Here is a 14106-nt window from a genome sequence, read left to right as displayed (position 1 = left end):
AATCAAGAATAACCCGATTAGAGCTGGCTTCCTTCCTCGGGGTTTTTGATTTTTAAGAGGGGGCATACGTCCATACACTCCCTGCAGTGTGTGCAGAGCGAGCCGTCAACCACTATCTTCTTGCTCACGGGGTCTATGCTCAGCGCCCCTTCTGGACACTTGCCGACGCAAACGCCGCAGCCAACGCACTCGTAGGCCCTCTTGACGAGGTAGTAGGCCTGAACCCCTTCGTTGAAGTCTTCTGTGTAGGCGCCGTCTACTCTAAAGGTAACCTTCCCCGCCCTTATGTAGTTTTCGCCTTCCTCAACTTCCCCGAGGATTGGGACAACTTCACGAATCCTCTTGAGGTTAACGACGGTGTTGAAGCGGACGGTGAAGACGCCGTTTTCCTCTTCGATGGAGTACCTGACTGGCTCCCAGGAGCGCTCTTCCGGAATCTCAACGCCGAGCTTTTTCGCTATCGCCTTCTCACCCTTGCTCAGCTTCTTCCAGCGCCAGAAGCCGTAGGTTATCCACTCCTCAGGAAGGTTGAAGCGCCTCCTCCAGCGCTCCAGCTCGTTTTCCCACTTAGCCCAGAGCTCGGGCTTCTCCTCCTTCAGCGTGTAGATTTCCGCCAGAGATGAGCTCGGACAGAGGAAGCAGCCTATCCTATCGAGTCTCTCCTCGTAGAGGGGGTTGTATTTCAGCCCGCGGGAGAAGATGTAGAGCCACACCTCAAGGGCACGCCAGTGGAATATCGGCGAGGCCCCGGTCTCGTTGGGCACCCACGGGTTCTTCCACACTCTTGGCTGCTTGAAGCGCTTTATGCTCTCGTACTTCCTCTGGCCGACGAACATCAGGATGCCCTTCGGGTAGTTCTCCTTTATCGCCATCGTTATCGGACCAAGTTTTGTGACCTTACAGCACCAGCGGTAGTCCCTCCCAGGCGGGGAGAAGACATGAAGTGCCCTCCAGAAGGCGTCGCCGGCATCTGCAACGACGAACTTTATGCCCTTTGGCTCAAGCTCCTTCCTGAGCTCTTCGACGTATTCAAGCGTTTCGGGGAACTCTATTCCGGTGTTGTTGAAGAAGACGGTGAAGCCCTCATCTCCGAACTCTTCCAGGGCCAAGCCGAGAACGGCAAGGCTGTCCTTTCCTCCGGAGAAGGCCACCGCTATCGGCAGGTCAGCGTAGCGCATTGCGGTCTTCCTCATGAAGCGCCTTGCCTCTTCTACCTTCTTCTCCAGCTCGATGCTGTTGGCCCTGAGGACGTCTTCCATCGTGGCCTTTCTGCCCTCGCGGTAGGTTACGTTTTTTTGTCTGCGGACCTTCACTCCAGTTCCGCGCTCCTTGGCCACTAACGCCTCGTAGTCCTTCTTCGCTATGCCCGTCGCTACGACCTCGCCGTTTGGGGAGATGATAACAACGTCATCGTTCCGCTGTATGCTCTCTTCGGCCTCCAAGATGCCGACCGAAAGGAGGTTCGAGCCGCTACGGATGGGCTCTATCGCGCCCTCATCAACGATTATCCACTTCTTCATTGTCTTCCCAAAGCGCTTCCACAGGGCGATTGCACCCTCGACCTTTAAGCCCGGCTTCCAGCGGAGCTCGATGGGGTCAAAGCGGAGCCAGCCGAAGACGTAGCCGTCAAGGATTATCTCGTAGGCGTCATCTTCGCCTGGGGTCTTGTTGAGCAGGACGACCTTTCCATCGAAGAGCTCGCCGATATCCACACCGTAGTGCTCCTTAAAGACCGAGCGGATGAACTCGATGTCCCTCTCGAAGGCGAAGCGCAGGTCGCCGGGCGGAGTGATGTTGAGCTTGAAGACGCCCTCCTTTCCGTGAACCGCACAGCTCTCGCCGATGAGCGGAACGTTGCACTCTCCACACCAGTGAACGTAAGCCTTGCCAAGGAAGACTGGCCTTCCCATTTTCTCTCACCCGAGCTTATCGGGGCAAGGGGGTTTATAAAGTCGTCCTTCAACAGAAATGTTTATAAGCATTTTTATTCTTTTGAGTTTGAAAACTAACCGTGGGTGATGGTAATGTCTGCCTTCGCAAGTGCCGCCCTGCTGATTCTGGGAGTTTTTCTTTTGATAATGCTCCTGCTGAGCGTCAAAGTGATCCGACCGTACCAGAAGGGCCTCGTCGAGAGGCTCGGAAAGTTCAACAGAATCCTCGAGCCAGGAATACACTTCATAATACCCTTCATGGAACGCGTAAGAGTCGTGGACATGCGCGAACACGTCGTGGATGTTCCACCACAGGAAGTCATCTGTAAGGATAACGTCGTCGTCACCGTCGATGCCGTCGTCTACTACCAGATTCTCGACCCTGTTAAGGCCGTCTACAACGTCAGCGACTTCCTCCTGGCTATCGTCAAGCTCGCCCAGACCAACCTGCGTGCAATAATCGGTGAGATGGAGCTTGATGAAACCCTAAGCGGCAGGGACATCATCAACGCTAGGCTTAGGGAAGAGCTCGACAAGATAACCGACCGCTGGGGTGTCAAGATAACGCGCGTCGAGATACAGAGGATTGACCCGCCGAAGGACATCCAGGAGGCAATGGCCAAGCAGATGACTGCCGAGCGTGAGAAGAGGGCCATGATTCTCCTCGCGGAAGGTAAGAAGGAGAGCGCCATCAAAGAGGCCGAGGGACAGAAGCAAGCAGCAATATTGAGAGCCGAAGGTGAGAAGCAGAGACAGATACTCATCGCGGAGGGCCAGGCCGAGGCCATAAGGAAGGTCCTTGAGGCGCTGAAGATGGCAGACGAGAAGTACCTAACCCTCCAGTACATCGAGAAGCTTCCTGAACTGGCCAAGTACGGCAACCTCATCGTCCCGTACGATACCGAGGCGCTGATAGGCCTGCTGAGAATCCTCCAGAAGGTGAAGGACACCGAACTGCCAAAGGCACCGAAGAGCGAAAAGAAGCCCGTTGAGGAAGCAGGGAACTCCAGTAATCTTGACCTCGAAACGCTTAAGGACATTATGGGCTAACGGCCAATGGTGAGCGGCCATGGATGCCCTTCCCATCTCCCTCTTAATTTTGGGGCTGCTGATAATAGTGCTCGACATGATGGTCACTGCGTTCATAACGCCCATAGGCGTTGCCTTCGCCGTCCTCGGGCTACTCCTCGGCTTCGGCTGGGGCTTCACCGAGTCCTTCGTCGTTTCACTCGTGGCGGCAGTGATTTCCTACATGGTCATCGGGAAGTACATCAAGAGGGACGTCCAGGACGTCGGAAAGCCGAAGTACACCTTCGAGCTCAAAGGTAAAAGGGGAAAGGTTGTCGAGGTCGGAAAGGAGCACTACCTCGTCGAGCTCGAGGGGGATAAGTGGATAGCCCTCAGCGAGGAGAGGCTGAAGATAGGGGACACCGTCGAGGTCATCAACGTTGATGGCGTCAAGCTCATCGTTCGGAAGGTCTGAGTTCTTCCCATAATTCTTCCAGCGTTTTTCCAAGCTTTACCAGGACGCCGTTTTTATAGACTATTTCTCCGTTCACAACAACGAGCTCGACATCGCTTCCCCTTGTGGAGTAGACGATGTGCGAGTAGACTTCCCTTCCTGGAAGGAACTGGGACTTCCTCGCGTTTATGAGCACCAGGTCGGCAAGATAGCCGGGTTTTATCAGCCCAGCTTTAAGCTTCAAAGCCTGGGCCCCCCCGACGGTCGCCCAGGTTAAGGCATCTTTCGCCGTAACCACGTCCGTCCTTTTCCGCCAGACCTTGTTAAGCACGGCCGCAAAGCGCATTTCAGTGAACATGTCCATAACGCCAACGGGGTTTGGCGAGTCGTTGCCCAGTGCTATGTTCGTCCCTGCCTCGTAAAGCTCAATTATCGGAGCTATCCTGGCCTCAAGCTTCGCCATACTGAGGGAGCAGTGGACGAGGGAAGCGCCGCTCCTGGAGTAGATTTTAACTTCCTCGTCGCTCAGGTATATTCCGTGCACACCGATGAGGTCCCCATCAAGAACGCCAGCTTTAGCAAGGTATTCCACGGGAGCGAGGCCATAGCGCTCCTTAACGGCCCTGACCTCTTCTCTGCTCTGGGAAAGGTGGACGTGGATTAGAGCGTTTCTCTCGCGGGCAAAGTCGCCGATTTCACGCATGAGTTCAAGTGAGACCGTATTCGTTGCATGGGGAGCTAAAGTGGGCTTAACCAGTTCGTCTTTGCCCTCCCACCGCTTGAAGAATTTGAAGCCCTCTTCAGGCTCTGCCAAAGGAAAGTCCACCAAGTCCATCATCGTCTGCCCGATGAAGGCCCGTATTCCCAGTTTCTGAGCGGCCTTTGCTATCTCGTCAGCGAAAAAGTAGTGGTCGTTTATCGTTGTCGAGCCGCTCGCTAGGGCCTCGGCCATTCCGAGGAGTGCCCAGCGGCGAATCTCCTCTGGCTTCCACTCGAGTTCAGCGGGCCATATAACATCGTTCAGCCAGCGCTCTATTGGCAGATCCTCTCCAAGTCCCCGGAACTTGGCCATCGCAACGTGGGTGTGGGCGTTGATTAGACCAGGCAGAACGAGGTAACCATCGCCACCGTAGATTTCACCGACTCCGTATTCTCTGAGCCTATCTGAGGGAAGGACGTCGATTATTTCAGTTCCATCCACCAAAACTGCATGATTTTTCAAAACCTTCTCAGCATCGACCACCGTACCAATGAGCGCAAACATCCCATCACCCTTTGGATATCTGCCATCTGGATACTTAAAAGTTTTGACATAACGACATAAAATCGCCCAAAGAATTTAAATGCTGGAAATGAAAAGTAGGGCCATGCCGCCGATACTGATGATAAGGAAGGGAATAACTGCCCTCGAGCCCTGGATGAATTGACGCTCTTCTGAGTGGGCTATCGTTACCGTTATAAACGAAGTCTCAAAGCCTCTGGAGGTGGTAATGATGATTGATAAGATTTATTGCGCGGACGTTAGACCCGATATGGAAGGTAAGCGCGTCAAGCTCGCCGGATGGGTTTACAGAAAGAGGGAAGTCGGTAAGAAGGTCTTCATAGTGCTTAGAGACTCGAGCGGAATAGTCCAGACGATATTCAAGAAGGAGCTGAGCGAAGAGGCCTACGCCGAGGCCAAGAAGGTCGGAATTGAGTCGAGCGTCATAATCGAAGGTACCGTTAAGGCCGACCCCCGCGCTCCGACGGGTGTGGAGGTCCAGGCCGATAAGATTCAGGTCATCCAGAACGTCGAGTTCTTCCCGATAACGAAGGACGCGAGCGACGAGTTCCTGCTCGACGTGAGGCACCTGCACCTCCACTCGCCGAAGGTCGCGAGCATAATGAAGGTCAAGGCAACCATGATGCAGGCCGCTCGCGAGTGGCTCCTCCAGGACGGCTGGTACGAGGTCTTCCCGCCGATACTCGTCACAGGGGCAGTTGAGGGCGGCGCAACGCTCTTCAAGCTCAAGTACTTCGACCGCTACGCCTACCTAAGCCAGTCGGCCCAGCTCTACCTCGAGGCGGCCATCTTCGGCCTCGAGAAGGTCTGGTCGCTCACGCCGAGCTTCAGGGCTGAAAAGAGCAGGACGAGGAGGCACCTCACCGAGTTCTGGCACCTCGAGCTCGAGGCAGCATGGATGGACCTCTGGGACATCATGAAGGTCGAAGAGGAGCTCATCAGCTACATGGTGCAGAGGACGCTTGAGCTCAGGAGGAGCGACGTTGAGGCCTTCAGGAAGGACTTAACGACACTCAAGAACACGGTTCCGCCGTTCCCGAGGATAAGCTACGACGAGGCGATAGACATACTCCAGAGCAAGGGCATAGAGATAGAGTGGGGCGAGGACATGGGCGCCGACGAGGAGAGGATTCTGACTCAGGAGTTCGAGAGCCCGTTCTTCGTCTACGGCTATCCGAAGCACATCAAGGCCTTCTACATGAAGGAAGACCCGGAGGACCCGAGGAAGGTCCTGGCTGCCGATATGCTCGCGCCAGAAGGGTATGGCGAGATAATCGGCGGATCAGAGCGTGAGGACAACTACGACAAGCTCGTGCAGAGGATTCTCGACGAGGGCATGGATCCGAAGGACTACGAGTGGTACCTCGACCTGAGGAAGTACGGCAGCGTTCCACACAGCGGCTTCGGCCTCGGCCTGGAGAGGCTCGTCGCCTGGGTCCTCAAGCTCGACCACGTCCGCTGGGCCACGCTCTTCCCGAGGACGCCGAGCAGGCTGTATCCGTGAGATTTCTTTCTTTTGTTGATTCTTCTTATGTTGTATCCATTTGACTCGAATAAGCAAGACATTGAAAAAGAAAACTATGCATACCGGACAAGCTACCTAAGATTCAAGGATTTTCAGGATTTCTTCCTCTAACCTTTTATCACCCATCTCTTCAACCCTCTGGAAAATAGGCTCTGCAATTTTCAGAAGCTCCTCAGATCTCCTCCGAATAGTTTTCAAAAGTTGGCTATCTTTACCCCTGCCGTAGTTGGAGATTAAACCGTTATACTCCTTTATTTCCTGAGGTTCCAAACCATGTGCCTCAAGGAACCTCTCGATGAATCTTGAGATCCTCCGTATGAAACCCTCTTCTGCAGGAGAAAGAGAAGATGTGCCAATCCTATTCTTGTATCTCCTTGAGATAAACAGGTAAGGCTCTTCAACGTGTTGATAGCCACTTGTTGTATTTCCTTCCAATCTCAAGACAAGGTACCTAAGATATTCAACGAGATAGTTTTTGTATTCCTCAATATTCAGGCGCTGTTTTCTCATCTCAATAAGGGTTTCATTCATTAGTTCTGCCTGCTTTTTTGCCTGTTCTGTTGCTTCCGCAGTAGCCATTGCTTGAATGGCAACAACACCTGCCATTAAAATGTTCGCTATGACTAATATGAATTGCAAGGTAGTGTCATTTTGTGTTTTAGCACCAACCCACGCCCCAATAATTGCAATATAAACAAAAAGCACTATGAGGGGAATCACTACCCATGTTTTTGTGTTAGTATTCAATGTTACCACCTCACGACAGGCAGCCGCCTTCTTTTCCTTAAGACCTTCCTTCCAAGATACCTCTTAACTTGTGAACACACTCAAGCGCCCTGATGCCAAGGTAGCCCTGATTCCGATCCAGAATGGCTTTCAAGCAATTCTCTTCTATTTCATACAATAAATCTAACAACTTCGACTTGGTCTGAATATCCAGCTTTCTGAGATCCACGCCCCCCTTAACAAAGTGCCTGAGCTCAGAATACCCAACAGGCATAGAAGCTTCCTCTTCGAGCAATATGAGGATACCCAAGCACTTATCGATGAAGGCCTCCATATCAACCTTACTTATCCGCCCCTCGATTATGATCTTGGTCTCCTCAGAGACGATGCCCCTGCTTTCTGGCTTTACCTTCCAGACCTTAAACCGCACCTTCAGGGCACCACCCATCTTCTTGAGAACCTTCTCGTCAAAAGGCAAACCGGACATGGTCTCAATCTCAATCAGAGTGCCTGCAACAACCTCCTTGCCGAGCAACTGAGACTTTATTATCTCCTCCATGCCATAAACCTGAACAGTCGGCTCGTCAGGAATCAAATACACCTTCTTAGCAACCACTTTCTCGGTAGTCTCAATATGCTCCGGCAATTCTTTAGGTTCATCCTTCTTCCCGAACAACGGCACCGCCACCGCCCCCACCGAGTTAATTTCTTCCGATTGCCGAGATTGCTAAAACAAAAAGGATAGTGCTTAACGCATGAATCCCAACAGTTCCAGGATTTTTAGTGCATAGTTGCTGTGCCCATCATAGCACCAAGGACTAGCATTGTTATGATCAGTATTATAATGTAGAACACTATTCCTGCCGTGAAAAACCCAAGCCCAAATCGGAATCCATCACTAAACGTCAGCTTTTTCTCATCCGGCATGGATATCACCCCTATGATTTCTTATGGGATTATTACAACCATATATAAGAAAGTTTCGGCTTTTGTCCTAAGGAAAACAATCAAAAAGCTTGAATAAAACGCAGTGACGCAAAATTCCAGCAAAGGACTATGACCGCAGTTTTAATATCGACCTCCGTCCATTATCACAATGGTGGGCCATGTTGGGACAAAGTGGGCCTAAATATAGCGGGGCTCTCAACGGAGATAAGTCCGAAAAGAGGCGAAAGACGCGCGTTCATTTGTACCTTGATGAGGAAGTGGTCGGCGGTCTTAGGGAAGAGGGCTTTAACATCTCGGCCCTCACAAACAAGCTTCTTAAAGAGCATTTAGAGAAGGTGAGGCGCATGGAAGCGATTATTTCGAGAATGGCGGGCCCGGCGGGATTCGAACCCGCGACCTCCGGCTTAGAAGGCCGGCGCCCTATCCTGCTAGGCTACGGGCCCTCGGGTTAGAGGTTCAGGGGGAGTCTTATAAAAGTTACGGTATGGAGAAAAGAGGAGAAAGGCTCAGCCCCTCCTCCTGAGGAGGAGCGGGACAACTGCAAGGGCAACAATCAAAGCGGGCCCACAGATTCCACCGTTCTCACTGGTGCTCTCGGTAGTGGTCTTGCCGAGTATCTCGTCAGCGCTCTTGCCCTCGACCATGAGCTCGGTCCACTGCTTGAGCCAGGCCTCGTAGTTCTCCTCGATGGCCTTCGGGTCAACAGTAACAGGCTTGTCGATTTTCACTGCGTACTGGAAGACCTCCGGGAGCTGGACGTTCTTGTTGACTGGGTACATCCACTGGTTGACCGGAAGCTTCTCCTGGGCCTCCTCGCTGATGAGGAACTCTATGAACTTCTTGGCCAGGTCAGGGTGCTTGGCGCCCTTGACCAGTCCCACACCCTCAATCTGGAGGTAGTTGCCCTCCTTGAAGGCAACCGCGCCGATGTTGGTGTTGTTCTCGTAGTAAACGGTTGCGGCTGGCGAGGTGGCGTAGCTCAGCACAAGCGGATACTCACCCTTGGTGAAGGCGCTCCAAGCAGCACTCCAGCCCTCGACGATCTGAACGTCGTTCTCCTTGAGCTTCTCCCAGTAGTAGAGCCAGTCGTCACCGTAAACCGCTATTGTCCACAGGAGGAAGGCCATTCCCGGCGAGCTGGTCCTCGGATCCTCGATGATGAGCTTGCCCTTCCACTCGGGCTTGGTGAGGTCTTCAAGGCTGGTTGGCGGGTTCTGCACCATGTCCTTGCGGTAGTTGATGGCTATGTAGCCGTAGTCGTAGGGCGTGAGGTGGAACGTCGGGTCGAAGTTATCGATTATCCACTGGGGAATGACGTCGACGTTCTCAGGCTTGTAGGGCTCGAGAACGTCTGCATCTATAGCCTTCGCGAGGTAGCTGTTGTCTATTCCAACGACGACGTCAGCCTGGGGGTTGTCCTTCTCGAGGATGAGCCTGTTGAGGACCTCTCCAGCGTCGCCTATGAGGACGAGATTAACCTTAACGCCGTACTTTTCCTCGAATATCGGGATTATCTCCTTCATCCACCACTCTATGCTGTCATATGAGTAGACGGTAAGCTCCTCCTGAGCCTTTACGGGCCTTGCAGCACCGATGGCCCCAACGAGGAGCAGCAGGATGAACAGCGCGGCAAACCTTCTCATGATGTCACCTCCAGTAATTGGTTGTACGTTTCAATAAGGGGGTAATATATGGACTAAATAAAGCTTTGCTTCCCAGAAATGGGGAAAACAAAAATGTAACTCAAGTGCTGAACTGGACGTAGAGGAAGTAAGAGTATATCGCCAGGAAGACTACCCCAGTGATCCTGCTCACCTTTCCGGTGAGGCGCAGGGAGAGTGTAAGGATTACCATGACCACCAGCGTCAGTGGGAGGGTGAATGAGAATATGCCCGGATCAACCCCTATGGGCCTTATCACCGAGGCGATGCCTATGACCATGAGCACGTCGAGGATGTTGGCACCGATTATGTTGCCGACGCTGATGTTGGGAAGCTTCTTGAGCGTTGCCATGAGGGAGTTGGTGAGCTCCGGGAGGGATGTCCCTATTGAGACGAGGGTAAGCCCTATGACGACCTCCGGGACTCCCATTGCCCTCGCGAGAGTTACCGCGCTGTCGACGACCAGCCTCGCACCGACAACTACCACAAGACCACTGCCGAGCATTATGAGGACATCCCTCTTCGGATTGCCGCGCCCGGCGTTCATCTCCTCAAGGACCATGTGCTTCCGGTAGAGGTAGTAGAGGAAGCCGAAGTAGATAAGGATTAAGCTCGCCCCGTCGAGCCTGCTTATCGTCCCGTCATACATTAGGAAAGCGGCATATGCAGTAACGACGACCATGAAGAGGGAATTCTTCCAGGCGGTCGCCTCAACGTTGAGCGGAAGGATGAGTGAGGATATTCCAAGTATCAGGGCGATGTTCGCCAGCGCACTTCCGATGGCGTTTCCAAGGGCTATACCACTGTTTCCACCGTATGCTGCCAGCGCCGATACCGTTACCTCAGGCAGGGTCGTCGCTATGCTGGCCAGAACGAGCGCTATGATGAACTCGCTCACCCCAAAGCCCTTCGCCACGCGCGAGGCTGCTTCTACGAAGAAATCGCTTCCCTTGATTAGAAAGGCGAGCCCCACAATGAACGCGACGATTTCAACTATCACTTCTCCCACCAAGATAGGCTAGGAAAAGGATTTAAAAGCTATTTGCCCCCGGACAACTCTCCCCCTTTGCTTTCCATTTTGATAACGTAATCGGCGGCATTCTGAAGGGCCACAGAAAAGCCCGGCTCAACTCCTATAACTATCGTCTCCTTTCCCTTCCTCTTGGCCTCGTTGATTATGGGCAGAAAATCCGCGTCACGCGTCGCCAATGCGATTACCTCAACGTCAGAGTTGTATATGAGCTCCATAGCCTCTATCGCTATCCTCACGTCGGTGTCGCCGGCAACGATTATCGGCTCAAGCCCCTGGTTAACCACCGCCTCTATCAGCCCCTGGGGCGCGTACTGGTTGAGAACGACCTTGGCCACACGAATCTTGCCGATCCTATCGAGTGCCTCCACTATGTCCTCCAGCTTTATCCCGAACTCCTTCCTGAGGATGTTCGGCCCATCGATGATGAGGCCTATGCTCCTCTTGCTCTTCGGCTTTGGGGGTTTCTCGGGGGGTACTTCCTTCTCTCCACGCTTGAGAACCTTGAAGAGCGCCTCCTTCATTCTCCCTCACCCTTTGGAGTCAGGATTACTGTGTAATCCGCGGCATGCTTGAGCGCCGCACTGAAGCCGGGCTCTATTCCTATGACTATCGTCTCCTTTCCCTTCTCCTTTGCCTTGAGAATCACCGGTAGGAACTCCGCGTTTCTCGTGGCGAGGGCAATTACGTCGATGTTGGGGTTGTAGATCTCCCTCATTGCCTCAACGGCAAGCTTGACACCGGTCTCTCCAGAAACTACCACCACCTCAAACCCTTGGTTGGCAACTGCCTCTATCAGCCCCTGGGGCGCGTACTGGTTGAGTATAACCTTTGCAACCCTGAGGTCACCAATACCCTCAAGGGCCTCCACTATGTCCTCAAGCCTAACACCGAATTCCTTTCGGAGGATGTTTGGGCCATCTATGAGCAATGCTATCCTCTTACCCCTGCTTATCTTCCGCCGCATCATTCCAATACTTCTCATCCCCTCCTTGGTTATCGAAACTATCTTCTCCCAGTTGCTACCTGACATAGCTGTCACCGCTGTGATGGATGCATCGGATGAATTACGCGGCAATCCTATAAAAAGTTAGTTTAAGGCCTCAGCCAATTACCCGTTTATAGTAGTACCAGAGCCCCCTGATTATGTCGCGCACCTCTATCATGGTGAACATCTCGGTCCTGTCGATGAGCTTGGCCGTCTCTTCCCAGCTGTGGGCCTGCAGGACTCTGTAAATCAGCAGTTTTATCTGCCTCTCGTCGAGATACGGTTTCATCCAGCCGTCGAGGAAGTAGAGTTTAACTATGGGTTTCACCGCATCAACGACAGTATCGTATGTGAGCACCTTGCCCGTGAAGGCGTCGAGGCGCTTCTTCTGCGTCTCGGTCAGGTGTATCGGATAATCCACGGCCTCGCCGAAGGGACTCTCAAAGAGCCAGCGCGCTATTTCGGGCTCCAAATCCCTGTGAGTATCGCCGAGCCACTCCGTGAGGCGGATTCTGAACTCATCGTTGGCCTTCTTTATGAGCTTCTCCGCCCTCTCGCTGAGGGGCTTGAGCACTATGGCCGTGTATTCCCCGCTCACGGGGTTCCTAGCAGGGCTGAGATGTACAACCGCAAAGCCGTTCCTGACCCAGAACCGTATGAGCTCTTCACTCGCGCCAAAGCCCGAGCCTATCCAGTCGAGGCCCTTCTCCCTCGCTTCCTTTTCGAGGAGCTCCAGTGCCTTGCTTCCAAGTCCCATATCCATCGCGTCTGGATGCGTGGCGATTCTGACTATGCGGTAGCCCTTAAGCTTGGCAAACTCCTTCAGGTAGTGGTGCTTCACCATCATGTCGGGGATTATGTTGCCCCTCGGCTTGTAGCCCTTGGCCATCTTGTCTATTACTTTCTTCGGGATGTTTCCTTCTTTGGCTATCTGTATGGCAGTGACTATTTTCCCGTTCTTCAGCCGCAGAACGCGAGCCTCGTGGTGGGGGGCATCCGCGAGAAGGGCCACGTCGCTCGGTCTGTTCTTGTAGTGGGCGAGGATGTATATGCCGACGAAGTTCCTCAGGTCTTCCCTGTCGTTCTCGAACCAGTCATCCAGGTCGGGCTCCTCGAAGTAGACCTCCTTCTTCTTAATCAGCTCGTAGTCCTCCTCGGTGAGCTTAACCGGCTCCGCATCAAGCAGGAGAACGTCGAAGAGCCACTTCTCTATCGGGTCGCCTTCAGCATAACGTATCGGCTCGTCCATGTGGAGCTCCTTGAACTGGCGCTTCTCTTTTGCCCTCTTGAGGAACTTGACGGAGAAGCCCCTTCCAGCTCCTTCATAGCCGTGAACCGTTGAGGAGTAAACCACGCGGGGCTTGTTGAGGTACTTGTGGAGTATCGGCACGTGGATTCCAGCTGCCTCGTCGAGGATGTAGAGGTCGGCATTCTTTTTGTAGCCCTCGGTCGGCGGATAATAGCGCAGGCCTATCTTCCTCGCGTAGAGCTCCTTTATCAGACCCTTCTCCTCAACGACGTGGGGCTTGAAGCCGAGCTTTTCCAGAGCCCTCCTGGCGAAGCGGAAGAGGCTCTGAACGTTCTCTGGCTCGGGAGCAGTAACAACTATCCTTGTCCTCTTCTTCAGGGCCAAAGCCAGACCTATCGCCGCTATTCCAACGGAGACGCTCTTACCCCTGCCCCTGTCGGCGGTGAGAACGACCATACCCTCGTTCTCCACCAGCTCCTCAAAGGCCTTCAGAACTTCAACCTGGCCCTCAGTCAATGCCATCTCGTAGAGCTCGCGCGGGAAGACGGTCTCCTCTGGAATCTCGACGCCCTTTCTGGCCTTCACCTTGGCCTGGCTCTTGTTCCGTTTGGGCTTCTTCTTGGCCTTCCCGTTCTCGGTGATTATGTAGATGCCATCGTGCTCCGTGAACTTTCTTATGAGCCTCCTGTTGAAGCGCTTCTTGACGTCGTCGATGGTGTACGGGGGAGTAACGAGGCTCTTGTGGAAGCCCGTCCACATGTTCTTCCACTTCTCGAACGGGTGAGCCAGCACGAATATTAGGCCGCCTCCCCTGACAGTCTCGATTATCCTTCCGAGGTCGTTGGGGGAGTAGTCGTAGCTGAGGTCAAGAACGAGGAGGTCGTAGGTCCTTCCGAGTATGTCTCGGGTGTGCTTGAAGGTTACGGCCTTGACGTTAACGTCAGAACCTGCCAGAACGTCGAAGTGCTTTCTAAAAGCCTCGTAGCGCTTCCTTCCGAAGGTTTCCTCTCCAAGGGCATCGGTGGCGTAGAGAACCTCGATTTTATCCTCGCTCTCGTCGCGGAGCCTCTTCTCCTTCAGCTCGTCGATTATCTCGCTTAGAACCTTTGCAGAGGCTCCCGCGAGGATTCCAGCCAGTTCAGCCTTCCTCAGGCTGTCTCCTTCGATGACAATCATTCTCCTGTGGAACTTCTCAAGGGCCTGAGCGAGGGCCGTCTCGGTGAGCTTGAGAACGGAGTCCTTCACCTTCTCGCCCTTGGCGTAGTCTCTCACTTCTTTGTTAAAGCGGACCTTCACGGTCACTG

Annotated in this window: 13 protein-coding genes and 1 tRNA gene; 3 read left to right on the top strand and 11 right to left on the bottom strand. The window is 53.4% G+C overall.

All coding sequences use genetic code 11. The features are described from left to right. Positions 1-17: 17 nt before the first annotated feature. On the bottom strand, positions 18-1910 hold the full coding sequence (locus E3E23_RS08395) for a phosphoadenosine phosphosulfate reductase family protein (protein ID WP_167907934.1): 1893 nt from the start codon (positions 1908-1910) through the stop codon (positions 18-20). 114 nt (positions 1911-2024) lie between these two features. Here E3E23_RS08395 and E3E23_RS08390 point away from each other — a divergent pair, with 114 nt between their 5' ends. Both E3E23_RS08390 and E3E23_RS08385 read left to right on the top strand, forming a co-directional pair. Then, positions 2025-2981 carry an SPFH domain-containing protein gene (locus E3E23_RS08390; protein WP_167908053.1) on the top strand — a complete coding sequence of 319 codons (957 nt, stop codon included), beginning with the start codon at positions 2025-2027 and terminating at the stop codon, positions 2979-2981. A gap of 19 nt (positions 2982-3000) precedes the next feature. Continuing rightward, positions 3001-3414 (top strand): NfeD family protein, encoded by a 414-nt coding sequence (locus E3E23_RS08385; RefSeq protein ID WP_167907932.1) that lies wholly within the window; start codon positions 3001-3003, stop codon positions 3412-3414. Here the strand turns inward: E3E23_RS08385 and E3E23_RS08380 are convergent. Further along, positions 3395-4657: an amidohydrolase gene (locus E3E23_RS08380; RefSeq protein ID WP_167907930.1), complete on the bottom strand. Its 1263-nt coding sequence runs from the start codon at positions 4655-4657 to the stop codon at positions 3395-3397. The two genes, E3E23_RS08385 and E3E23_RS08380, sit on opposite strands and share 20 nt — an antisense overlap. A gap of 229 nt (positions 4658-4886) precedes the next feature. Between E3E23_RS08380 and asnS the strand changes: the two genes are divergently transcribed. Then, entirely contained in the window at positions 4887-6179 is a 1293-nt protein-coding gene (asnS, locus tag E3E23_RS08375) for an asparagine--tRNA ligase (protein ID WP_167908051.1), read from the top strand. Positions 6180-6275: 96 nt separating this feature from the next. Here asnS and E3E23_RS08370 read toward each other — a convergent pair whose 3' ends face one another. The 9 genes from E3E23_RS08370 to E3E23_RS08330 all read right to left on the bottom strand — a co-directional run bounded on the left by E3E23_RS08370 (position 6276) and on the right by E3E23_RS08330 (position 14104). Next, positions 6276-6920, bottom strand: coding sequence for a hypothetical protein (locus E3E23_RS08370; protein ID WP_167907929.1), 645 nt, complete (start codon positions 6918-6920; stop codon positions 6276-6278). A 64-nt stretch (positions 6921-6984) separates the two neighbouring features. Continuing rightward, positions 6985-7614, bottom strand: a complete 630-nt coding sequence (locus E3E23_RS08365) for a hypothetical protein (protein ID WP_167907928.1) — start codon at positions 7612-7614, stop codon at positions 6985-6987. A 92-nt stretch (positions 7615-7706) separates the two neighbouring features. Beyond that, positions 7707-7853, bottom strand: coding sequence for a hypothetical protein (locus tag E3E23_RS08360; protein WP_167907927.1), 147 nt, complete (start codon positions 7851-7853; stop codon positions 7707-7709). A 387-nt stretch (positions 7854-8240) separates the two neighbouring features. After that, positions 8241-8317, bottom strand: a tRNA-Arg gene (locus tag E3E23_RS08355). A gap of 63 nt (positions 8318-8380) precedes the next feature. Then, positions 8381-9517 (bottom strand): thiamine ABC transporter substrate-binding protein, encoded by a 1137-nt coding sequence (locus E3E23_RS08350; RefSeq protein WP_167907926.1) that lies wholly within the window; start codon positions 9515-9517, stop codon positions 8381-8383. Between the two features lie 100 nt (positions 9518-9617). Then, positions 9618-10535 carry a calcium/sodium antiporter gene (locus E3E23_RS08345; RefSeq protein ID WP_167908049.1) on the bottom strand — a complete coding sequence of 306 codons (918 nt, stop codon included), beginning with the start codon at positions 10533-10535 and terminating at the stop codon, positions 9618-9620. Between the two features lie 38 nt (positions 10536-10573). Next, on the bottom strand, positions 10574-11089 hold the full coding sequence (locus tag E3E23_RS08340; RefSeq protein ID WP_167907925.1) for a TIGR00288 family NYN domain-containing protein: 516 nt from the start codon (positions 11087-11089) through the stop codon (positions 10574-10576). After that, positions 11086-11598 (bottom strand): TIGR00288 family NYN domain-containing protein, encoded by a 513-nt coding sequence (locus tag E3E23_RS08335; protein ID WP_167907924.1) that lies wholly within the window; start codon positions 11596-11598, stop codon positions 11086-11088. The genes E3E23_RS08340 and E3E23_RS08335 overlap by 4 nt, the downstream gene beginning before the upstream one ends. 70 nt (positions 11599-11668) lie before the next feature. Then, positions 11669-14104, bottom strand: coding sequence for a tRNA(Met) cytidine acetyltransferase TmcA (locus E3E23_RS08330; RefSeq protein WP_167907923.1), 2436 nt, complete (start codon positions 14102-14104; stop codon positions 11669-11671). Positions 14105-14106 lie beyond the last annotated feature (2 nt).

It is taken from the genome of Thermococcus sp. CX2, assembly GCF_012027555.1.
In the GTDB taxonomy this organism is placed as follows: domain Archaea; phylum Methanobacteriota_B; class Thermococci; order Thermococcales; family Thermococcaceae; genus Thermococcus.
Note: the sequence above shows the minus strand (reverse complement) of the source record. Positions and strands in the feature narration are given on the sequence as shown.

Coding starts and splice junctions, on each gene's coding strand:
- E3E23_RS08395 (WP_167907934.1), bottom strand. CDS start 1,910: ATGGGAAGGCCAGTCTTCCTTGGCAAGGCTTACGTTCACTGGTGTGGA.
- E3E23_RS08390 (WP_167908053.1), top strand. CDS start 2,025: ATGTCTGCCTTCGCAAGTGCCGCCCTGCTGATTCTGGGAGTTTTTCTT.
- E3E23_RS08385 (WP_167907932.1), top strand. CDS start 3,001: ATGGATGCCCTTCCCATCTCCCTCTTAATTTTGGGGCTGCTGATAATA.
- E3E23_RS08380 (WP_167907930.1), bottom strand. CDS start 4,657: ATGTTTGCGCTCATTGGTACGGTGGTCGATGCTGAGAAGGTTTTGAAA.
- asnS (WP_167908051.1), top strand. CDS start 4,887: ATGATTGATAAGATTTATTGCGCGGACGTTAGACCCGATATGGAAGGT.
- E3E23_RS08360 (WP_167907927.1), bottom strand. CDS start 7,853: ATGCCGGATGAGAAAAAGCTGACGTTTAGTGATGGATTCCGATTTGGG.
- E3E23_RS08350 (WP_167907926.1), bottom strand. CDS start 9,517: ATGAGAAGGTTTGCCGCGCTGTTCATCCTGCTGCTCCTCGTTGGGGCC.
- E3E23_RS08340 (WP_167907925.1), bottom strand. CDS start 11,089: ATGAAGGAGGCGCTCTTCAAGGTTCTCAAGCGTGGAGAGAAGGAAGTA.
- E3E23_RS08335 (WP_167907924.1), bottom strand. CDS start 11,598: ATGTCAGGTAGCAACTGGGAGAAGATAGTTTCGATAACCAAGGAGGGG.